The organism is Ramlibacter sp. 2FC (genome assembly GCF_005503345.1).
In the GTDB taxonomy this organism is placed as follows: Bacteria; Pseudomonadota; Gammaproteobacteria; order Burkholderiales; family Burkholderiaceae_C; genus SCMQ01.
The window spans coordinates 1-19,578 of the sequence record NZ_SCMM01000056.1; the positions used below are offsets into that span (position 1 = coordinate 1).

Annotated in this window: 16 protein-coding genes, 1 tRNA gene and 1 pseudogene; 8 read left to right on the forward strand and 10 right to left on the reverse strand. The window is 68.3% G+C overall.

Features of this window, described 5'->3' with window-relative positions:
* Window positions 1-762 (reverse strand): AMP-binding protein (locus FFS10_RS19175; RefSeq protein ID WP_249931357.1); only part of this gene is annotated, 762 nt, incomplete at its 3' end.
* Window positions 763-788: 26 nt separating this feature from the next.
* Between FFS10_RS19175 and FFS10_RS19180 the strand changes: the two genes are divergently transcribed.
* The 7 genes and pseudogenes from FFS10_RS19180 to FFS10_RS19205 all read left to right on the forward strand — a co-directional run bounded on the left by FFS10_RS19180 (window position 789) and on the right by FFS10_RS19205 (window position 8,075).
* The gene (locus FFS10_RS19180; RefSeq protein WP_137896169.1) at window positions 789-1,712 is read left to right on the forward strand and encodes an alpha/beta fold hydrolase; all 924 of its coding nucleotides are present in this window, start codon (window positions 789-791) and stop codon (window positions 1,710-1,712) included.
* A 125-nt stretch (window positions 1,713-1,837) separates the two neighbouring features.
* On the forward strand, window positions 1,838-2,002 hold the full coding sequence (locus FFS10_RS23870; RefSeq protein WP_249931358.1) for a hypothetical protein: 165 nt from the start codon (window positions 1,838-1,840) through the stop codon (window positions 2,000-2,002).
* Window positions 1,981-2,859, forward strand: a pseudogene (locus FFS10_RS19185) (L-lactate permease); the annotation flags it as partial. The gene FFS10_RS23870 and the pseudogene FFS10_RS19185, both read left to right, overlap by 22 nt.
* A gap of 193 nt (window positions 2,860-3,052) precedes the next feature.
* A protein-coding gene (gene prfB, locus FFS10_RS19190) for a peptide chain release factor 2 (protein ID WP_137896171.1) occupies window positions 3,053-4,157 on the forward strand; the annotation gives its coding sequence in 2 pieces (ribosomal slippage) (window positions 3,053-3,133 and window positions 3,135-4,157; 1,104 coding nt in all).
* A gap of 25 nt (window positions 4,158-4,182) precedes the next feature.
* On the forward strand, window positions 4,183-6,864 hold the full coding sequence (gene pepN / locus FFS10_RS19195) for an aminopeptidase N (protein WP_137896174.1): 2,682 nt from the start codon (window positions 4,183-4,185) through the stop codon (window positions 6,862-6,864).
* 113 nt (window positions 6,865-6,977) lie between these two features.
* On the forward strand, window positions 6,978-7,988 hold the full coding sequence (locus tag FFS10_RS19200; protein WP_137896176.1) for a class 1 fructose-bisphosphatase: 1,011 nt from the start codon (window positions 6,978-6,980) through the stop codon (window positions 7,986-7,988).
* 11 nt (window positions 7,989-7,999) lie between these two features.
* Window positions 8,000-8,075, forward strand: a tRNA-Thr gene (locus tag FFS10_RS19205).
* 918 nt (window positions 8,076-8,993) lie between these two features.
* On the opposite strand, the gene FFS10_RS19210 is transcribed toward FFS10_RS19205, so the two are convergent.
* Complete coding sequence (locus FFS10_RS19210; RefSeq protein ID WP_137896178.1) at window positions 8,994-9,293, reverse strand: H-NS histone family protein; 300 nt, start codon at window positions 9,291-9,293, stop codon at window positions 8,994-8,996.
* Between the two features lie 103 nt (window positions 9,294-9,396).
* Window positions 9,397-10,704, reverse strand: a complete 1,308-nt coding sequence (locus FFS10_RS19215; RefSeq protein WP_137896180.1) for a hemolysin family protein — start codon at window positions 10,702-10,704, stop codon at window positions 9,397-9,399.
* Window positions 10,705-10,740: 36 nt separating this feature from the next.
* Between FFS10_RS19215 and FFS10_RS19220 the strand changes: the two genes are divergently transcribed.
* Window positions 10,741-11,574 carry a symmetrical bis(5'-nucleosyl)-tetraphosphatase gene (locus FFS10_RS19220; RefSeq protein WP_137896182.1) on the forward strand — a complete coding sequence of 278 codons (834 nt, stop codon included), beginning with the start codon at window positions 10,741-10,743 and terminating at the stop codon, window positions 11,572-11,574.
* Window positions 11,575-11,589: 15 nt separating this feature from the next.
* On the opposite strand, the gene FFS10_RS19225 is transcribed toward FFS10_RS19220, so the two are convergent.
* From FFS10_RS19225 to FFS10_RS19255, 7 genes are all read right to left on the reverse strand, one after another.
* A complete protein-coding gene (locus FFS10_RS19225; RefSeq protein ID WP_137896184.1) occupies window positions 11,590-13,011 on the reverse strand; it encodes a DEAD/DEAH box helicase in 1,422 nt (473 codons plus the stop codon).
* A 103-nt stretch (window positions 13,012-13,114) separates the two neighbouring features.
* Window positions 13,115-13,996 carry a KPN_02809 family neutral zinc metallopeptidase gene (gene ypfJ, locus FFS10_RS19230; RefSeq protein WP_137896186.1) on the reverse strand — a complete coding sequence of 294 codons (882 nt, stop codon included), beginning with the start codon at window positions 13,994-13,996 and terminating at the stop codon, window positions 13,115-13,117.
* A gap of 171 nt (window positions 13,997-14,167) precedes the next feature.
* Complete coding sequence (dcd, locus tag FFS10_RS19235; protein WP_137896188.1) at window positions 14,168-14,737, reverse strand: dCTP deaminase; 570 nt, start codon at window positions 14,735-14,737, stop codon at window positions 14,168-14,170.
* 72 nt (window positions 14,738-14,809) lie between these two features.
* Window positions 14,810-16,105, reverse strand: a complete 1,296-nt coding sequence (gene guaD / locus FFS10_RS19240; protein WP_137896190.1) for a guanine deaminase — start codon at window positions 16,103-16,105, stop codon at window positions 14,810-14,812.
* Between the two features lie 5 nt (window positions 16,106-16,110).
* Window positions 16,111-17,205 carry a BMP family ABC transporter substrate-binding protein gene (locus FFS10_RS19245; protein ID WP_137896192.1) on the reverse strand — a complete coding sequence of 365 codons (1,095 nt, stop codon included), beginning with the start codon at window positions 17,203-17,205 and terminating at the stop codon, window positions 16,111-16,113.
* An 89-nt stretch (window positions 17,206-17,294) separates the two neighbouring features.
* A complete protein-coding gene (locus FFS10_RS19250) occupies window positions 17,295-18,341 on the reverse strand; it encodes an adenosine deaminase (RefSeq protein ID WP_137896194.1) in 1,047 nt (348 codons plus the stop codon).
* 64 nt (window positions 18,342-18,405) lie between these two features.
* Window positions 18,406-19,554: a BMP family ABC transporter substrate-binding protein gene (locus FFS10_RS19255; RefSeq protein ID WP_137896196.1), complete on the reverse strand. Its 1,149-nt coding sequence runs from the start codon at window positions 19,552-19,554 to the stop codon at window positions 18,406-18,408.
* Window positions 19,555-19,578 lie beyond the last annotated feature (24 nt).

Consider the following 19,578-nt stretch of genomic DNA (forward strand, 5'->3'; position numbering starts at 1 on the left):
GCCAGAACTGGTTCGGCTTCGACCCCGCCCCGGCACGAGGGAGGGAGCCGAGGTGCGGCCAGCGGGGTCGAAGCCGAACCAGTTCTGGCTGCAGACGAAGCCGCTGAGGTTGCCTATCAGGGCGCGGTGCGGGATCAGCGCGCCCTTGGGGCTCCCCGTGGTGCCGCTGGTGTAGATCAGCATGGCCGCGTCGTCGGCCAGCGTGTCGACCGCGTTGAACTGCGGCGCCGCCTGCGCCAGCAGCTGGTCCCAACCCCAGTCGGCCCCGGTGCCTGCAGCGCCCACGCCGACCACCGTGCGCAGCTGCGGGCACTGGGCGCGCACGCCTTGCAGGGTGTCCAGCGCCGCCTCGTCGCACAGCGCCACCACGGCCTCGCTGTCGTGCAGCCGGTACTGCAGCGCCTCGGAGCCGAACAGCATGGACAGCGGCGTCGCCACCGCCCCCAGCTGCAGCACCGCCAGGTAGGCCACGGCGGTCTCGAAGCGCTGCGGCAGCACGATGGCGACCCGGTCGCCGCGCTGCACGCCCAGCCGGGCCAGGGCGTTCGACAGCCGGTCGGCCGCCTGCTGCAGGGCCGCGTAGCTGTGGACGACCGGCCCGCCCTGCGCCGCATGCACGATGATGGCGGGGCGCCGGGCCGCATCGGGCGCCTGGGCCCAGCGCGCGCCGCAGGCCTGGGCGATGTTGAAATGCGGCGGCACCAGCCAGCGGAACTGCGCGTGCATCGCCGCGTAGCTGTCCTCGAGTTGACCGACGTCCATGCGCTGCCTCCTCAATAATCTGCGAAATGTACCAAGCCCTCCGAGCCTCGCGTAGCGAGCATGTCAAGGTCCGACACCTGAACTACCACGTGCGCCTGTGGGGCGCGCCTGCGGGCGGCACGCCCCCGCTGGTGCTGCTGCACGGCTGGATGGACGTGGGCGCCTCCTACCAGTTCGTCGTCGACGCCTTCTCCGAGGCATTCGCCGGCCAACGCCTGATCCTGGCGCCCGACTGGCGCGGCTTCGGCCTGACCGCGGGGCCCGCGGACGGCGACCACTACGGCTTTCCCGACTACCTGGCCGACCTGGACTTCCTGCTCGACCACTACGCGCCCGGCCAAGCCGTGGACCTGGTGGGCCACAGCATGGGCGGCAACGTGGCCATGCTCTACGCCGGCGTGCGGCCCGGGCGCATCCGCCGCCTGGTCAACCTCGAGGGCTTCGGCCTGCCGCCCACCCGGCCCGCGCAGGCGCCAGCGCGCTATGCGCGCTGGATCGACGAGCTCAAGGCCCTGCACCGCGGCGAGGTCGGGCTGCCGCGCTACCCCGACGCCGCGGGCGTGGCAGGCCGCCTCGTGAAGACCAACCCGCGCCTGCCGCGCGACAAGGCCGAATGGCTGGCCAGGCACTGGGCCCGGCCCGAGGCGGACGGGCAATGGGCCATCCTCGGCGACGCTGCGCACAAGCTCGTCAGCGCCCAGCTCTACCGGCTCGAGGAGGTGCTGGCCATCTACCAGCGCATCGCGGCGCCTACGCTGGCGGTGGAGGCCAGCGACGACAGCCTGGGGACCTGGCACAAGGGCCAGTACACGCTGGCCGACTACCACGAGCGCCTGAAGTGCGTGCCCCAGGTCGAGCGCGCCGTGGTGCAGGACGCGGGCCACATGCTGCACCACGACCAGCCACAGCAGCTGGCGCGGCTGATCGAAAATTTCCTTGCAAACGCCTGACGCTGCGCCTGTTAGTTCTTCAGTCCTGCGCTGAAAAAATTTCAGAGCGCCAAAGCCTCGTGGCGCCGCCTGCCAGACCTAGACTTCGCCGTCCTTAAATCAGACTCGGAGAACAGGAGACAGCCATGGTTTGGCAACAGGTATACGACCCCTTCGGCAGCATGTTCATCTCCACCCTGCTCGGCGCCGTGCCGGTGGTGGTGATGCTGGTGGGCCTGGGCTTTCTGCACTTGAAGGCGCACATCGCCGCCGGCGCCGGCCTGGTCGCGGCCTTGAGCTGTTCGACGTGATCGCTGCCGTGGTGTCCATGGTCTCGCTGGTCGGCTTCCTCAAGGTCTGGCGGCCCAGGACCATCTGGACCTCGGTCTCGCTCAAGGGCCACGAGAAGGACGGCGGCGAGGGCCATGTCGCCACCGCGCCGACCCGCCATTCGCGCGCCGACGTGATCCGCGCCTGGACGCCCTGGGCCATCCTGACGGTGTTCGTCTTCATCTGGGGCCTGCCGCCGGTCAAGGCCTACTGGAACAGCATCTTCGCGCCCGCCTTCCCGATCAGCGGCCTGCACAACCTGATCGAGAAGATGCCGCCCGTGGTGCCCACGCCGCACAAGGAAGCGGCCGTGTACACGCTGAACCTGCTGTCGGCCACCGGCACCGGCATCCTGCTGGCGGCCATCGTCGGCGGCCTGGCCATGAAGTACAACCCGCTGCAGCTGGCCCGCACCTTCGTGCGCACACTCTGGCTGGTGCGCTACTCGCTGCTGACCATCGTGCTGATGCTGGCCCTGGGCACGCTGACGCGCTACTCGGGCACCGACACCACGCTGGGCCTGGCCTTCGCCAACACCGGCGTGTTCTACCCCTTCTTCGGCACCCTGATGGGCTGGCTGGGCGTGGCGCTGACCGGCTCCGACACCGCCTCCAACGTGCTGTTCGGCGGCATGCAGAAGGTGGCAGCCGAGCAGCTTGGCCTGTCGCCCAACCTGATGGGCGCGGCCAACAGCTCGGGCGGCGTGATGGGCAAGATGATCGACGCCCAGTCCATCGTCGTGGCCTCCACCGCGACCCGCTGGTTCGACCACGAGGGCGACATCCTGCGCTACGTGTTCTTCCACTCGATCGCGCTGGCCTGCCTGGTCGGCCTCTAGGTGTCGATGCAGGCCTATGTGTTCCCGTTCACGCTGATGGTGATCCACTGAGCCCCGGCTCGCCCCTCGCAAAAAGACCGCTGCGGCGGTCTTTTTTCATGGGCGCTGCGGTCCGTCCAGGCGCCCCGGTCGCAGTGGGGCCCGGCATGAGAAAATACCCGGTTAGCCCACAGACACACACAGGACAAGCCCCATGGACGCAGAACACATCAACCAGATCGGCGCGCAACTGGCGGACCTCGCCACCCGGACCGAAGACCTACGGAGGTATCTTTGACTACGATGCCAAGGCTGAACGGCTGAGAACCGTCAACGCATCGCTCGAAGATCCCGCGGTCTGGAACGACCCCAAGAAGGCCCAGGAGCTGGGCAAGGAAAAGAAGGCGCTCGACAGCGTGGTCGTCACCCTCAACGAGCTCACGCGCGAGCTGGCCGACAACGGCGAGCTGTTCGAGATGAGCAAGGAGGAAGGCGACGAGACCGGCCTGCGCACCATCGAGGCCGAGGCCGGCAAGCTGGCCGGCCTGGTCGAGCAGCTCGAGTTCCGCCGCATGTTCAACCAGCCGGCGGACCCGAGCAACTGCTTCCTGGACCTGCAGGCCGGCGCCGGCGGCACCGAGGCCTGCGACTGGGCCAGCATGCTGCTGCGCCAGTACCTCAAGTACGCCGAGCGCAAGGGCTTCAAGGCCACGGTGGAAGACGAGACCCCGGGCGACGTGGCCGGCATCAAGAGCGCCACCATCAAGCTCGAGGGCGAGTACGCCTACGGCCTGCTGCGCACCGAGACCGGCGTGCACCGCCTGGTGCGCAAGAGCCCGTTCGACAGCTCGGGCGGGCGCCACACCAGCTTCGCCAGCGTGTTCGTCTATCCCGAGATCGACGACTCGATCGAGATCGACATCAACCCGGCCGACGTGCGCACCGACACCTACCGCGCCAGCGGCGCGGGCGGCCAGCACATCAACAAGACCGACTCGGCCGTGCGCCTGACCCACATCCCCACCGGCATCGTGGTGCAGTGCCAGGACAGCCGCAGCCAGCACAGCAACCGCGACGTCGCCTGGCGCCGCCTGCGCTCGCGCCTGTACGACCACGAGATGCGCAAGCGCATGGAAGCGCAGCAGAAGCTCGAGGACACCAAGACCGACGTGGGCTGGGGCCACCAGATCCGCAGCTACGTGCTGGACCAGAGCCGCATCAAGGACCTGCGCACCAGCGTCGAAATCTCCAACACCCAGAAAGTGCTGGACGGCGACCTCGACGCCTTCATCGAGGCTTCGCTCAAACAAGGCGTCTGACGCCCCCACAGCCTGGAGACCCCTCATGCGAGAAGGACAGACCACGGTGATCCGCCGTGAAGACTACACGGCCCCCGCGTTCTGGATCGACACGGTCGACCTGACGTTCGACCTGGACCCGGCCAAGACCCGGGTGCTGAACCGGATGCGCCTGCGCCGCAACCCCGAGGTGCCGGCCCAGCCGCTGCGCCTCGATGGCGAGGAGCTGAACCTGGCGCGCGTGCTGGTCAACGGCGCGGGCACCTCGTTCAAGCTGGACGACGGCCATCTGGTGCTGGAGCAGTTGCCCGAGGGCGACGCGCCCTTCGACCTGGAGATCTTCACCACCTGCGCGCCGGCCAAGAACAGCAAGCTGATGGGCCTGTACGTCAGCAACGACTCGTTCTTCACGCAATGCGAGGCCGAGGGCTTCCGCCGCATCACCTACTTCCTGGACCGCCCGGACGTGATGGCCAGCTTCAGCGTGACGCTGCGCGCCGACGAGAAGCTCTACCCGGTGCTGCTGTCCAACGGCAACCTGGTCGAGCAGGGCCCGCTCGGCGACGGCCGCCATTACGCCCGCTGGGTCGACCCGCACAAGAAGCCCTGCTACCTGTTCGCGCTGGTGGCCGGCAAGCTGGTGGCGCGCGAGCAGCGCATCGCCTCGCGCTCGGGCAAGGAGCACCTGCTGCAGGTGTTCGTGCGCCCCGGCGACCTGGACAAGACCGAGCACGCCATGAACTCGCTGATGGCCAGCGTGGCCTGGGACGAGGCGCGCTTCGGCCTGCCGCTCGACCTGGAGCGCTTCATGATCGTCGCCACCAGCGACTTCAACATGGGCGCCATGGAGAACAAGGGCCTGAACATCTTCAACACCAAGTACGTGCTGGCCAATCCCGCCACGGCCACCGACACCGACTACGCCAACATCGAGAGCGTGGTCGGCCACGAGTACTTCCACAACTGGACCGGCAACCGCGTCACCTGCCGCGACTGGTTCCAGCTCTCGCTCAAGGAAGGCCTGACGGTGTTCCGCGACCAGGAGTTCAGCCAGGACCTGGCCGGCGAGCCCTCGGCGCGCGCGGTCAAGCGCATCGAGGACGTGCGCGTGCTGCGCACCGCCCAGTTCCCCGAGGACGCCGGCCCCATGGCGCACCCGGTGCGGCCCGACAGCTACATCGAGATCAACAACTTCTACACCGTCACGGTCTACGAAAAAGGCGCCGAGCTGGTGCGCATGATGCAGACCCTGAGCGGAGGCCCCTCCGACCCTCTAGGCCGCGAAGGCTTCGCCAAGGGCATGGCACTGTACTTCCAGCGCCACGACGGCCAGGCCGTGACCTGCGACGACTTCGCCCAGGCCATCGCCGACGCCAACCCGGACTCCGACCTGGCGCGCCTGCTGCCGCAGTTCAAGCGTTGGTACAGCCAGGCCGGTACGCCCCTGCTGCGGGCCGAGGGCCGCTACGACGCCGACGCGCGCCGCTACCAGCTCACGCTGAGCCAGAGCTGCGCGCCCACGCCCGGCCAGACCTTCAAGGAGCCCTTCGTCATCCCGGTGGCGTTGGGCCTGCTGCGCCCCGACGGCAGCGAGATCGCGGCCGCCGCGCGCACCCATGTGCTGTCGCAGGCCAGCGAGACCCTGGTGTTCGAGGACATAGCCGCCGAGCCCGTGCCCTCCATCCTGCGCGGTTTCAGCGCCCCGGTGCTGCTGGAATGCGAGGACAGCGACGAGCAACTGCTGACCCGGCTCGCGCACGACAGCGACCCCTTCAACCGCTGGGAGGCCGGCCAGCGCCTGACGCTCAAGCGCGCCCTGCACTTCATGCGCAGCCACGCCCAGCCGGGCGAATCGCGCGTGCTCGACGCCGCCTGCATCGAGGCGCTGCGCGGCGTGCTGCGCCACCCCCAGCTCGACGCCGCCTTCAAGGAACTGGCGCTGACCCTGCCGGCCGAGACCTACATCGCCGAGCAGCTCGAGGTGGTGGACCCGCAGCGCATCCACGCGGTGCGCGAGGCCATGCGCGAGCAGCTGGCGCTGGAGCTGCAGCACGACTGGCAATGGGCCTACGAGGCGCACAGCGAGAACGGCGCCTACCGCCCCGACCCGGTCTCCGCCGGCCGCCGCGCGCTGGCCGGCATGGCCCTGTCCATGCTGTGCCTGGCCGCACGCCACACCGGCGACATGGTCTGGCCCGGCAAGGCCTACCAGCGCTTCAAGGACGCCGGCAACATGACCGACCGCTTGGGCGCACTGACCGCGCTGGTGGCCAGCGGCCACGAGTTCGCGGCCCCCGCGCTGCAGCGCTTCCACGCCCTGTTCAAGGACGAGCCCCTGGTGCTCGACAAGTGGTTCGCCCTGCAGGCCAGCGCGCCGGACCGCGGCGGCAACGTGCTGCCCGCCGTGCGCCATCTGATGCACCACCCGGACTTCAACCTGCGCAACCCGAACCGCGCGCGCAGTCTGATCTTCAGCTACTGCAGCGCCAACCCGGGCGGCTTTCACCGCCCCGACGCCGCCGGCTACGTGTTCTGGAGCGAGCGCGTGGCCGAGCTCGACGCCATCAACCCCCAGGTGGCGGCGCGCCTGGCGCGCGCCCTGGACCGCTGGTCCAAGCTGGCCGAGCCCTACCGCAGCGCCGCGCGCGAGGCGCTGGCGCGCGTCGCGTCCAAGGCCGACCTGAGCAACGACGTGCGCGAGGTCGTGACCCGCGCACTTTCAGACTGATATGACCCCCACGCTTGTCACTCCGTGTACTGCGCTGCCCCCCGAGGGGGCCGCAGTTGCCTTGGGGCGGCCCGGCGGCAACTGACCTTCACCTTCCTACGAATGGAGACCCCATGAGCCAACGCATCAGTCTCACCCGCTACCTCGTCGAGCAGCAGCGCGTCGACGGCCACATCCCCTCGCAGCTGCGCCTGCTGCTCGAGGTGGTGGCGCGCGCCTGCAAGAGCATCAGCCAGGCCGTCAACAAGGGCGCCCTGGGCGGCGTGCTCGGCTCGGCCGGCAGCGAGAACGTGCAGGGCGAGGTGCAGAAGAAGCTGGACATCATCGCCAACGAGGTGCTGATCGAGGCCAACGAATGGGGCGGCCACCTCGCCGCCATGGCCTCCGAGGAGATGGACGGCATCTACCTCGTGCCCAACCGCTACCCGCAGGGCGAGTACCTGCTGCTGTTCGACCCGCTGGACGGCTCGAGCAACATCGACGTCAACGTCAGCATAGGCACCATCTTCAGCGTGCTGAAGAAACCCGAGGACAACAACGGCGGCGTCGAGGAGAAGGACTTCCTGCAGCCCGGCTCGAATCAGGTCGCGGCCGGCTACTGCATCTACGGCCCGCAGACCACCCTGGTGCTCACGGTGGGCGATGGCGTGGCCATGTTCACGCTGGACCGCGAGCAGGGCAGCTTCGTGCTCACGCAGGAGAACTTGCGCATCCCCGAGGACACCAAGGAATTCGCGATCAACATGAGCAACATGCGCCACTGGGATGCCCCGGTCAAGCGCTACATCGACGAATGCCTGGCCGGCACCGAAGGCCCGCGCGGCAAGGACTTCAACATGCGCTGGATCGCCAGCATGGTGGCCGACGTGCACCGCATCCTCACGCGCGGCGGCATCTTCATGTACCCCTGGGACAAGCGCGAGCCGCACAAGCCCGGCAAGCTGCGCCTGATGTACGAGGCCAACCCCATGGGCTGGCTGGTCGAGCAGGCCGGCGGCGCCGCCACCAACGGCCACCAGCGCATCCTGGACATCCAGCCGACCCAGCTGCACGAGCGCGTGAGCGTGATCCTGGGCTCGAAAAACGAGGTCGAGCGCGTGACGGGCTACCACAGCAAGGTATAATGCTGGGCTAAGCCGGTGTAGCTCAGTTGGTAGAGCAGCTCATTCGTAATGAGAAGGTCGGGGGTTCGACTCCTCTCTCCGGCACCACTCTCAAAAGCCCCTCGCTGTCATGGTGAGGGGCTTTTTCTATGTGGCTGGCGCGTAGCCGCGCCGAAAATTATCAGTTCAAGTCATCTTTTTCAAGCAAGCTTGAACGTACTCCTTGCCTTCAACGTTTGACATGCTCGGTAGAGGTCCACTCGATTGACTAAGCGTAATTCGGCGCGCCGCGATCTCGGACCATGCTTTCCTTAAAGGCATTGATGTCCGCAATGCACTGCCTGATCTCAGCTTCTCCCGGACGGCTGAACATCCGGGCGAACGCTGCCGCGGCATAAAGGACAGATTCAGCACAATGGCAGGAAACTCCGGTCTCAAGATCGGTGTCAGGCGTCTGCAGGCTGAATGCAACTATGTTTCCCGAAACCCACTCGCGAGACGAAGCGCCCTCGCATACATCTGAACGGCATACACATCCAGTTCAGCGAACGTACTCGACTCCCGCTCTAGGACCGCCTTCGCCAAAGCAATGGCATTATCGAGGTGCGCGATCGGATGCATTTCATCCGAGGGTGGACGTGGGCTCATTTCCGTATCACTTCATCTCGATGAATTGCCGGAAGTCTGTATGAACGAGTCTAGCCGTCTGACTGCGAGTTGCAGGCCTTCGGCGCAACCGCGCATAGCGCTCCACCACGAATTGGGTTATCCAGTCGCCCAAGCGCTGCAGCGAGGTCCGGCCTCCCGATGCCATGCGGCGCCAGCCGTCATCCAGACCACCGGCCTTCTGCCGCCGGGGCCTTGAATTTTTCCCCACCCGAGGCCGGCATATTCGCCTTGGCCTGCCAATATCGAGGTGCCTAGCCGGCGGTGGCTGGCCCGGCGACCCCTCGTCATAACCACCGCGCATAAAAAAGAGGGGCCAGGCCCCTCTTTCTTTCGACACCGCCGAGGTGTATCCGGTATTCAAGCGATCGCGAACTGGGCCCGGTCCTGGCCCTCGATCCACTTGGGTGCCTTGCCGCGGCCGGTCCAGGTTTCTCCGGTGGCCGGGTTGCGGTATTTGGGCGCGACCTTGGCGCCGGCCTTGGCCGAGCCGGACTTGGCAGCCTTGCCCGCCGGGAAAACATCCTGCGCGGTCAGGCCGTGCTCGGCGATCAGGGCGCGCACCTGACGGACGGCATCGTTCAGCTCGCGCTGGCGGGCTTCGGCGATCTGCTGCTCCAGGGCTTCGCGCTGCTTCAGAAGTTCTTTGTAGGATGTCATATTCGGTCTTTATGCTTAATTAACGGGTGAGCGCACTATAAATCATCCGAATATGCTTGACCATACTCGGCTTGTCACAAAATCCAAACGGGCTTGATGAGGCTCAATCGGCCAGCGGCGGATTTGGATGGGGCCAGGCCAATACCTTGTCGATGCGCTTGCCGTCCAGATCGACCACCTCGAATATCCAGTCCCCGCATTCGATGCGCTCGCCGGTGGTCGGCAAATGCCCGGCCACGGACAGCAGCAGGCCGGCCACGGTGTTGTAGCGCCCGCGGTCCTCGTCGGGCAATTGCCGTATGTCGAGCCGCGCCTTGAACTCGTTGACCGGCATCAGGCCGTCCAGCAGCCAGGAGCCGTCGTCGCGCGGCGTGGCCCAGGCCTGCACCTGGGCGCCGGGCTTGAGCTCGCCGGTGATGGCCTCGAGCAGGTCGCGCGGCGTCAGCAGGCCCTGCACCACGCCGTATTCGTCGACCACGAACACCATGCGCCCCGACTTGGCGCGCAACTGCTCCAGCAGTTCCATGCCGGTCAGGGTCTCCGGCACGAAGCTGGCGGACTGGGCGTGTGCCTCGATCGGACCGGCGTGGTCCATGCCCAGCTCCAGCAGGCGCACCACGCTGATGATGCCCACCACGTTGTCCAGGCCGCCGCGGCACACGGGGTACCAGGAATGGCGACCCTGGTCGCCGCCCCGCGCTACCAGGCGCAGGCTCTCGGCCACGCTGTCGCTGGCCTCCAGCCAGGCCACGTCGGCGCGCGGCACCATCAGCGAGGTCAGCGGCCGGTCGTCCAGGTGGAACACGTTCTGCACCATCTGGTGCTCATGCTCCTCGATCAGGCCCGCGTCCACGCCCTCCTCCAGGCTGGCGGTGATCTCCTCCTCGGTCACGGCGCGGCTGCCGCTGGTGTCTATGCGCAGCAGCTTCAGCACGCCATGCGTGCTGAGCGAGAGCAGGCGCACGAAGGGTTTGGCGGCGGTGGCCAGCCAGGCCATGGGCTGGGCCACCCAGCGCGCGACGGCTTCCGGGTAGAGCTGGCCGATGCGCTTGGGCACCAGCTCGCCGAAGATGATGGTGGTAAAGGTGATCACGGCCACCACCATGCCAGTGGCCGCGATGCCGGCGCCCTTGGGCGCCATGCCCCAGCCCTGCAGCCACAGGGCCAGGTCGTCGCTGAAGGCGGCCTCGCCGACAATGCCGTTGAGCACGCCTATCGAGGTAATGCCAACCTGGACGGTGGAGAGAAATTGCGTGGGGTCTTCGAGCAGCTTCAGCGAGGCCGCAGCCCCCTTGTCTCCCGACTCGGCCATGGCGCTCAGCCGCGCCTTGCGGCTGGAGGCCAGGGCGAGTTCGGACATGGCGAACACGCCGTTGAGCAGCGTGAGAAACGCGATCAGAAGGAAATCCATGCACGACCGGCGCCAAGCCGGTGGAAAATCGAGACCATGGCAATGTACTTGATTGGTGACGTTCAGGGCTGCGACGAGGCGCTGCAGCGGCTGCTCGACAAGATAGGCTTCTCGGCGAGCCGCGACCGCCTGGTCGTGCTCGGCGACCTGGTCAACCGCGGGCCCAACTCGCTGGCCGTGCTGCGCCGCCTGATGGCCCTGGGCGACGCGGCCTGCAGCCTGCTGGGCAACCACGACCTGCACCTTCTGGCCGTGGCCCATCGCCGCCGCACGCGCCACCACCACGACACGCTGGACGACCTGCTCGATGCCCCCGACGCGCCGGCCCTGCTCGACTGGCTGCGCCACCAGCGCATGGCCTGCTTCGAGCAGGGTTGCCTGATGGTGCATGCCGGCGTGCTGCCATCCTGGACGGCGGCGCAGACCATGGCACTGGCAGGGGAAGTGGAGGCCGTGCTGCGCGGCCCGCACCTGGCCGATTTCCTGCACCACATGTACGGCAACCAGCCCGCGCAATGGAGCGAGGCGCTGAGCGGCCACGCGCGCCTGCGCGTGATCGTCAATGCGCTGACGCGGCTGCGCTTTTGCAGCGCCGAAGGCGTGATGGAGTTCGAGAGCAAGGAGGGGGCGGGCTCGGCGCCACCCGGCTACTGGCCCTGGTTCGACGTGCCGGGCCGGCGCACGGCCGAGGTCACGGTGGCCTTCGGCCACTGGTCCACGCTGGGCTGGCTGAACCGCCCGGACCTGATCTCTCTGGACACGGGCTGTGTCTGGGGCGGCTGCCTGAGCGCCTGCCGGCTCGGCGCCACGCCGGCCGAGCGCGAGCTGATCCAGGTCAAGTGCCCGCAGACCCGCAAGCCCGGGGCCTGAGGCGCCTGCGAGGCCTTACTGCGCCTTGAACAGCGCAGCCACCTTGCGCTTCGGTTTGATGTTGGCCGAGATCCCGCTGCGCACGGGCGACGACTTGGCGGCGGCCTCCCAGGCCGGCGCCTGCTCGGCGCTGCTGGGCTCGTAGGGGCGGTCGAAGAAGGGATCGCGCGGCGCGGGCGCGGGCCGGAAGCCGCGGCGCTCGCGCGGCGGCTCCAGCAGGTCGCGCGGATCGCCCGTCTCGCCGGCCTCGCGCCAGGCGCGGCGGCCGTCGTTGATGCGGCCGCGCGGCCTATCCTCGTCGTATTCCAGGGCCTCGAGCTCGATCTTCTTCTTGATCAGCTTCTCGATGTCGGCCACCAGGCGGCCGTCGCCGCCGGAGACCAGGGTCACGGCCAGGCCCGAGGCGCCGGCGCGGCCGGTGCGGCCGATGCGGTGCACGTAGTCCTCGGCGTTGAACGGCACGTCGAAGTTGAACACCGCCGGCACGTCCTTGATGTCCAGGCCGCGCGCCGCCACGTCGGTGCAGACCAGCAGGTCGACCTCGCCCTTCTTGAAGGCGTCCAGCGCCTTGAGGCGCTCGTCCTGGCTCTTGTCGCCGTGCAGGGCCGTGGTGTTCAGGCCCTCGCGCTCCAGGCTGCGGGCCAGGCGCGCGCAGCCGAGCTTGCTGTTGACGAACACGAAGGCCTGCTTGAGCCCACGCGCCTTGAGCACCTGGCGGACGGCGCGGCGCTTGTCGTCGTCGCTCACGCTGTAGAAGCGCTGCTCGACGGTGGACGCAGTCTCGTTGGGCCGCGCCACCTCGATCGTCACCGGGTCGTTCAGGTAGCTGTTGGCCAGGCGCTTGATCTCGGGCGAGAAGGTGGCCGAGAACAGCAGCGTGGTGCGCTGCTTGGGCAGGTAGCTCAGGATGCGCTGCAGGTCGGGCAGGAAGCCGATGTCCAGCATGCGGTCGGCCTCGTCGAGCACCACGTACTCGACCTGGTTGAGCACCGCGTTCTTGGCCTCGATGTGGTCCAGCAGCCGGCCCGGCGTGGCCACCAGAACCTCAACGCCCTTCTTGAGCTCCAGGGTCTGTGGCTTCATGTCGATGCCGCCGAACACCACGGCGCTGCGCAGCTGGGTGTGCTTGGCGTAGAGCTTGACCTGCTGGGCCACCTGGTCGGCCAGTTCGCGCGTGGGCAGCAGCACCAGGGCGCGCACCGGGTGGCGCGCCGGCGAGGTCGAGCCGTTCTCGTGCTTGAGCAAGCGCTGCAGCAATGGCAGAGAGAAAGCCGCCGTCTTGCCGGTGCCGGTCTGGGCCGCGCCCATCACGTCCTTGCCCGTCAGCACGACCGGAATGGCCTGGGCCTGGATGGGCGTCATCGACTCGTAGCCCATCTCGGCCACGGCGCGCGCCAGCGGCTCGGCCAGCGATAAATTGGAAAAAGATGCAGTCATGAAGCCCGCTATTGTCGCATCCGGCAGCCCGGACCGCAAAAAACCGGTCTTGCCCGCCCGATTCGAGGCCGGGCGGCCACGGCCAGGTTGCTCTTTCCCAGGCTCACAGCTTGCGCCGGCCGAAGGTATCGCAAGCCTTCAGGCTGCCGCTTTGCAGGCCGGTGGAAAACCAGCGCTGGCGCTGGGCGCTCGTACCGTGGGTGAAGCTCTCGGGCACCACGGCGCCGCCGCCGGCGCGCTGCAGGGCGTCGTCGCCGATCCGCGCCGCCGCGTTCATGGCTTCCTCCACGTCGCCCTGCTCGAGGATCTGCCGGGCATTCTGGGCATGGTGCGCCCAGACGCCGGCCAGGCAGTCGGCCTGCAGCTCCAGCCGCACGCTCATGGCGTTGTACTCGTCCTGGCTGACGCGGCCGCGCATCTGCTGCATGCGCTCCGAAATCCCCAGCAGGTTCTGCACATGGTGGCCGACCTCGTGCGCGATCACGTAGGCCTGGGCGAAATCGCCGGGGGCGCCGAGCTGGCGTTTCAGGGTCTCGTAAAAGCCCAGGTCGATGTAGACCTTCTGGTCGGCCGGGCAGTAGAAGGGCCCCATGGCCGCCTGGCCGGTGCCGCAGGCGGTGCGCGTGGCGCCGCGGAACAGCACCAGGCGCGGCTCCTGGTAGGCGCCGCCGCCGCGGTGGAACAGTTCGCGCCAGACGTCCTCGGTGTCGGCCAGCACCGTCGACACGAATTTCGCCATGCGGTCGTCCGCCGGCGGGCGCTGGGCCGGGACCTGGCGGACCTGGGCCGGCGGCTCGGAGCCGCCCCCGAGCAGGCCCAGCATGGTCAGCGGGTTGACGCCGAACAGCCAGCCGCCGAGCAGCGCGACGACCAGCGTGCCTATGCCGATGCTGCGTCCGCCGAACACCGGCCCGCCGCCGCCGAAGCCGCCCTCCTCGCGCCGGTCCTCGACGTTGTCCGACTCACGGTTGCCTTCCCATCTCATCTGCGCACTCGCTCCTTCATAGCCGGCATCCGCCGGGCGCGATGGTAGCGGCCCTGCCGCAGGCGCCTGCAACAGGATGTACGGTGCACCACAACCCGGAGCCCGAGGCCGGCACGGACGCCGGGGGATACAGCGTGGTGCGGTACCGGTTCACGGCACGGGAATAAGATTTCAGGTCTTGGGCAGCGTGACGCCGCGCTGGCCCTGGTACTTGCCGCCGCGGTCCTTGTAGCTGGTCTCGCAGACCTCGTCGCTCTCGAAGAACAGCACCTGGGCGCAGCCCTCGCCAGCATAGATCTTGGCCGGCAGCGGCGTGGTGTTGCTGAACTCCAGCGTCACGTAGCCCTCCCACTCGGGCTCGAAGGGCGTGACGTTGACGATGATGCCGCAGCGCGCGTAGGTGCTCTTGCCCAAGCAAATGGTCAGCACGTTGCGCGGAATGCGGAAATACTCCATGGTGCGCGCCAGCGCGAAGCTGTTGGGCGGGATGATGCAGACGTCGCTCTCGATGTCGACGAAGCTCTTCTCGTCGAAGTTCTTCGGGTCCACCACCGTGCTGTAGATGTTGGTGAAGACCTTGAACTCGGGCGCGCAGCGGATGTCGTAGCCGTAGCTGCTGGTGCCGTAGCTGACGATCTTTTGGCCGGCGGCGTCCTGACGGATCTGACCCGGCTCGAAAGGCTCGATCATGCCGTGCTGCTCGGCCATGCGCCGTATCCATTTGTCGCTCTTGATGCTCATGAAGCTAACCCCTGTGTGGGGGAGCATTTTAGGCCGGGCGCCACTGCGCCCTCCAGAACCGGGCTCAGGCGCCTAGGCGATCACGCTGCGCTCGACCAGCCGGTCGTCGCCGAGCACGATCATGGCGAACAGCAGCTCGGCCAGGTTCTCGGCCTGGGCGGTCTTGCGCGCCAGCAGCGGCGTGGCCTGGGGGTTGAGCACCACGAAGTCGGCCTCGCAGCCGGGCTGCAGGTTGCCGATCACGCCCTCCAGCCCCAGCGCGCGCGCCGCGCCCGCCGTGTGCTGCCACCACAGGCGCTCGGGCGCCAGGCTCACGCCGGGCTTGCCTTCGCCGCCGCCGGTGACCGAGGCGCGGCCCGCATGGTAGGCGGCCAGCATGGTGTGGAAGGGGCTGAAGCTGGTGCCGCCGCCCACGTCGCTGGCCAGGCCGTGCAGGAAGCCCACGCGCTCCGCGCCGGCGAAGTCGAAGAAGCCGCTGCCCAGGAACAGGTTGCTGGTCGGACAGACGGCCGCGGCCGTGCCCGTGTCCTTCATCAGCGCGCGGTCCTCGTCGTGGAAGTGGATGCAGTGCGCGTAGACCGCGCGGCGGCGCATCAGGCCGTGGTCGGCGTAGATCGAGAGGTAGCTGCGCGACTGCGGGAACAGCGCGCGCGCCCAGGCAATCTCGTCCAGGTTCTCGGCCACATGCGACTGGATCCAGACCTCGGGGTAGCGCGCCGCCAGCTCGCCCGCGCCGCGCAGCTGGGCCTCGCTGCAGCTGGGCGCGAAGCGCGGCGTGATGGCGTAGCCGAGCCGGTCCACGCCATGCCACTTGCGGATCAGGGCCTCGGTGTCGGCCAGGCTCTGCTCGGTCTGGTCGCGCACGCCGTCCGGGCTGTGGCTGTCCTGCAGCACCTTGCCGGTGATCAGGCGCAGGCCGCGCGCGCGCGCCTCGCCGAACAGGGCATCGACCGAGGCGGGGTGCGAGGTGGCGAAAGTCAGCGCCGTGGTCACGCCATGGCGCGCCAGCTCGTCGAGGAAGAAGCGCGCCACGCCGGCGGCGTAGTCGCCGTCGGCAAAACGCGCCTCGTGCGGGAAGGTGTAGTGCTCCAGCCAGGGCAGCAGGCCTTCGGCCGGCGAGCCGATCACGTCGGTCTGCGGATAGTGCAGGTGCAGGTCGACGAAGCCGGGGGCGATGATGCGCCCGGGCCAGTGGGTGACGGACAGGCCGGGGAACTGGCCGGCCAGCGTGGCATGGTCGCCCGCCGCCAGCACGACCTGGCGGCCGGCCGCATCGGGGCCGGTGACCAGCAGTCCGTCGCTGTCGTACCGGGCGTGGCCGGCATCGTCGAAACGCAGGAGAGAGGCGCGATAGGCTTGGGCTTGCATACAGCCTATTGTGCCAAGCGCCCCTGCACCCCCGATACGAGAAAATTCATAGTGCGTATCTGCTCGTCCGTCATGACCCGGCCGGCCGGCAGCACCTGGCGCCCCTGGTTGTCGACGATGGGCCCCGCGAAGGGCTGGAGCTGGCCCGCGGCCAGCGCCTTCTGGCGCGCCAGCACCTCGGCCCGCACCGCGGCCGGCACGCGCGGCCCGAAGTCGCCCACGCGCACCATGCCCTCCTTCACGCCGCCCCAGATGTCGCCGCTCTTCCAGCTGCCGTCCAGCACGGCACGGGCGCGTTGCGTGTAGTAGGCACCCCAGTGGTGGGTGACGGCCAGCAGCTGGGCGTCTGGCGCGATGCCGCGCATGTCGGAGTGGTAGGCCACGGCCAGCTTGCCGCGCTCCTGGGCCGCCGACATGACGGCGGTGGAGGCGGTGTGAAAGGCCAGCACCTCCGCACCCTGGTCGAACAGCGCCATGGCGGCCTCGCGCTCGCGCGCCGGGTCGTACCAGGCGTTGAGCCAGACCAGCCGGACCTGGGCCTTGGGGTTGACCGAGCGCATGCCCAGGGTGAAGGCGTTCACGCCCTGCACCACCTCGGGGATGGGAAAGCCCGCCACATAGCCGGCCACGCCGCCGGGGCTCAAGCGCGCGGCCGCGATGCCCGCCAGGTAGCGGCCCTCGTAGTAGCGGGCGTTGGCGGTGGCCACGTTGGGCGCGCGCCGGTAGCCGGTGATGGACTCGAACTTGACTTGAGGGAATTCGTTCGCCACGCGCATGGTGGGCCCCATGTAGCCGAAGCTGGGGGTGATGATCAGCTTGTAGCCCTGCTGAGCCAGATCGCGGATCACGCGCTCGGCGTCCGGCCCTTCGGACACGTTGGCGGCGTAGGTGGTGCGCACGCGACTGCCCAGCGCGGCCTCGACGGCCTGGCGCCCCTCCTCGTGCTGGCGCGTCCAGCCGGTTTCGGTGACCGGCGTCACGTAGACGAAGCCGATGTTGAGCGGCTCGGTCGGGCCTGCCAGCGGCGCGGCGAACAGCAAGAACAGCAGGCCGCAGGCGGCGAGCGCCCGCAGGCCCGCCGACAGGAGGTTTTTGTACATGGTGTTCCTCGACATGGCCCCGGTCAGACGCTTGGACCCGCGGCCGCCGAGGCGGCGGCTCGGGCGCAGGATTTTACCGCCGGGCGGGCTCAGCCGCCCGCGGCGAAGCGCTCGAACACCGCGTCCAGCCGCTCTATCCAGGCGCGCTTGGCCTCGGGACTCGCGAAGCTGGCCTCCAGGCTGTTGCGCGCCAGACGGTAGGCGTGGCCGCAGTCCAGGCCCAGGGCAGCGAAGGTCTGGCTGAAGTTCTCGCCCAGGTAGCCGCCGAAATAGGCCGGGTCGTCCGAGTTCACGGTGGCCATCAGGCCCGCATCGAGCAGCTGGCGCAGGTTGTGCTGGCGCAGGTCCGAGAACACGCAGAGCTTCTGGTTGGACAGCGGGCACACGGTGAGCGGGATGCGGTCCTGCGCCAGGCGCGCCATCAGGGCCGGGTCCTTGGCCGACTGCACGCCGTGGTCTATGCGCTCCACCTTGAGAACGTCGAGCGCGCTCCAGACATAGGCCGGCGGCCCCTCCTCGCCCGCATGGGCGACGCAGTGCAGTCCCAGCTCGCGGCAGCGCGCGAACACGCGCGCGAACTTCTCGGGCGGATGGCCGAGCTCGCTGGAGTCCAGGCCCACGCCGATGAACTTGTCGCGCCACGGCAGTGCCTGCTCCAGGGTCTCGAAGGCCTCTTCCTCGCTCAGGTGGCGCAGGAAGCACAGGATCAGCTCGGCGTCCACACCCAGCTGGGCCCGCGCCGCCTGGCAGGCGCGGTGCAGGCCGGCGATCACGGTGGCCATGGGCACGCCGCGCGCCGTGTGCGTCTGCGGGTCGAAGAAGATCTCGGCGCGCACCACGCCGTCCTGCGCCGCTCGCTGCAGGTAGGCCCAGGCCATGTCGTGGAAGTCCTGTTCCTTCAACAGCACGCTGGCGCCGGCGTAGTAGATGTCCAGGAAGCTCTGCAGGTTGGTGAAGGCGTAGGCGCGGCGCAGCTCCTCCACGCTGGCATAGGGCAGGGCCACGCCGTTGCGCTCGGCCAGCGCGAAGATCAGCTCGGGCTCGAGCGAGCCCTCGATGTGGATGTGCAACTCGGCCTTGGGCATGGCGCGCAACAGCTCGGGCAGGCGCTCTGCAGGAATGGCTGGAATATTCATGTGACTCCCGTAGAAGAAAAAAGGGCGTCCTGCGCGGACGCCCTCTTGGCAGGCAAACCGTAGCTTACTTCTTGTCCGCGCCTGGGACCTTGCCTTCCACGCCCTTGACGTAGAAGTTGATGCCGCCGAGGAACTTGTCGTCGGCCGCGGCGTCCTTGGGCAACACCTCCTTGCCCGTGTTGTCGGCGATCGGGCCCTTCCAGATCACGTGGCTGCCGTCCTTCAGGCCGGACTTGACCTCGTCGAGCTTCTTCTTGGCGTCCTCGGGCACATCGGCGGCGACCGAGACCAGGTCGATCGCCCCCTCCTTGACGCCCCACCAGGTCTGGCCGGTGGCCCACTTGCCGTCCAGCGCGTCGCGCACGGCCTTGACGTAGTAGGGGCCCCAGTTGATCACGGCCGAGCCCAGGTGGGCCCTGGGACCGTAGGCGGTCATGTCCGAATCCCAGCCGAAGGCGCGCTTGCCCATCTTCTCGGCAGTCTGCAGCACGGCCGAGGAGTCGGTGTTCTGCATCAGCACGTCGGCGCCGCCGTTGATCAGTGCGGTGGCGGCCTCGGTCTCCTTGGGCGGATTGAACCATTCGTTGACCCAGACCACCTTGGTCTTGATCTTGGGATTGACCGACTGCGCGCCCAGCGTGAAGCTGTTGATGTTGCGGATGACTTCCGGAATCGGGATCGAGGCGACCACGCCCAGGGTGTTGGTCTTGGTCATCTTGCCCGCGATAACGCCCGCCATGTAGGCGCCCTCGTAGGTGCGGCTGTCGTAGGTACGCAGGTTGTCGGCGGTCTTGTAGCCGGTGGCATGCTCGAACTTCACGTCCTTGTGGTCGACCGCGACCTTGAGCATGGGCTCCATGTAGCCGAAGGTGGTGCCGAAGACCAGCTTGTTGCCCTGGCCCACCATGTCGCGGATCACGCGCTCGGCGTCGGCGCTCTCGGGCACCTTCTCGACGAAGCTGGTGGCCACCTTGTCGCCGAACTCCTTCTCGACCGCCTTGCGGCCGTTGTCGTGCGCATAGGTCCAGCCGCCGTCGCCCACCGGGCCGACATAAGCGAAGGCGATCTTCAGCGGCTCGGGCTTGGCCGGCGCCGCGGCGGGCGCGGGAGCCGGTGCCGGCTCCTCCTTCTTGCCGCAGGCCACCAGGGCCGCCACGGTCACGGCCGACAGGGCCACGGCCTTGAGCAGCGCACGTTTGTTCAGCTCAGTCATGTCAAATCCTTGTTGAAGTTGCGA

Coding starts and splice junctions, on each gene's coding strand:
- FFS10_RS19180 (WP_137896169.1), top strand. CDS start 789: ATGTACCAAGCCCTCCGAGCCTCGCGTAGCGAGCATGTCAAGGTCCGA.
- FFS10_RS23870 (WP_249931358.1), top strand. CDS start 1,838: ATGGTTTGGCAACAGGTATACGACCCCTTCGGCAGCATGTTCATCTCC.
- pepN (WP_137896174.1), top strand. CDS start 4,183: ATGCGAGAAGGACAGACCACGGTGATCCGCCGTGAAGACTACACGGCC.
- FFS10_RS19200 (WP_137896176.1), top strand. CDS start 6,978: ATGAGCCAACGCATCAGTCTCACCCGCTACCTCGTCGAGCAGCAGCGC.
- FFS10_RS19210 (WP_137896178.1), bottom strand. CDS start 9,293: ATGACATCCTACAAAGAACTTCTGAAGCAGCGCGAAGCCCTGGAGCAG.
- FFS10_RS19215 (WP_137896180.1), bottom strand. CDS start 10,704: ATGGATTTCCTTCTGATCGCGTTTCTCACGCTGCTCAACGGCGTGTTC.
- FFS10_RS19220 (WP_137896182.1), top strand. CDS start 10,741: ATGGCAATGTACTTGATTGGTGACGTTCAGGGCTGCGACGAGGCGCTG.
- FFS10_RS19225 (WP_137896184.1), bottom strand. CDS start 13,011: ATGACTGCATCTTTTTCCAATTTATCGCTGGCCGAGCCGCTGGCGCGC.
- ypfJ (WP_137896186.1), bottom strand. CDS start 13,996: ATGAGATGGGAAGGCAACCGTGAGTCGGACAACGTCGAGGACCGGCGC.
- dcd (WP_137896188.1), bottom strand. CDS start 14,737: ATGAGCATCAAGAGCGACAAATGGATACGGCGCATGGCCGAGCAGCAC.
- guaD (WP_137896190.1), bottom strand. CDS start 16,105: ATGCAAGCCCAAGCCTATCGCGCCTCTCTCCTGCGTTTCGACGATGCC.
- FFS10_RS19245 (WP_137896192.1), bottom strand. CDS start 17,205: ATGTACAAAAACCTCCTGTCGGCGGGCCTGCGGGCGCTCGCCGCCTGC.
- FFS10_RS19250 (WP_137896194.1), bottom strand. CDS start 18,341: ATGAATATTCCAGCCATTCCTGCAGAGCGCCTGCCCGAGCTGTTGCGC.
- FFS10_RS19255 (WP_137896196.1), bottom strand. CDS start 19,554: ATGACTGAGCTGAACAAACGTGCGCTGCTCAAGGCCGTGGCCCTGTCG.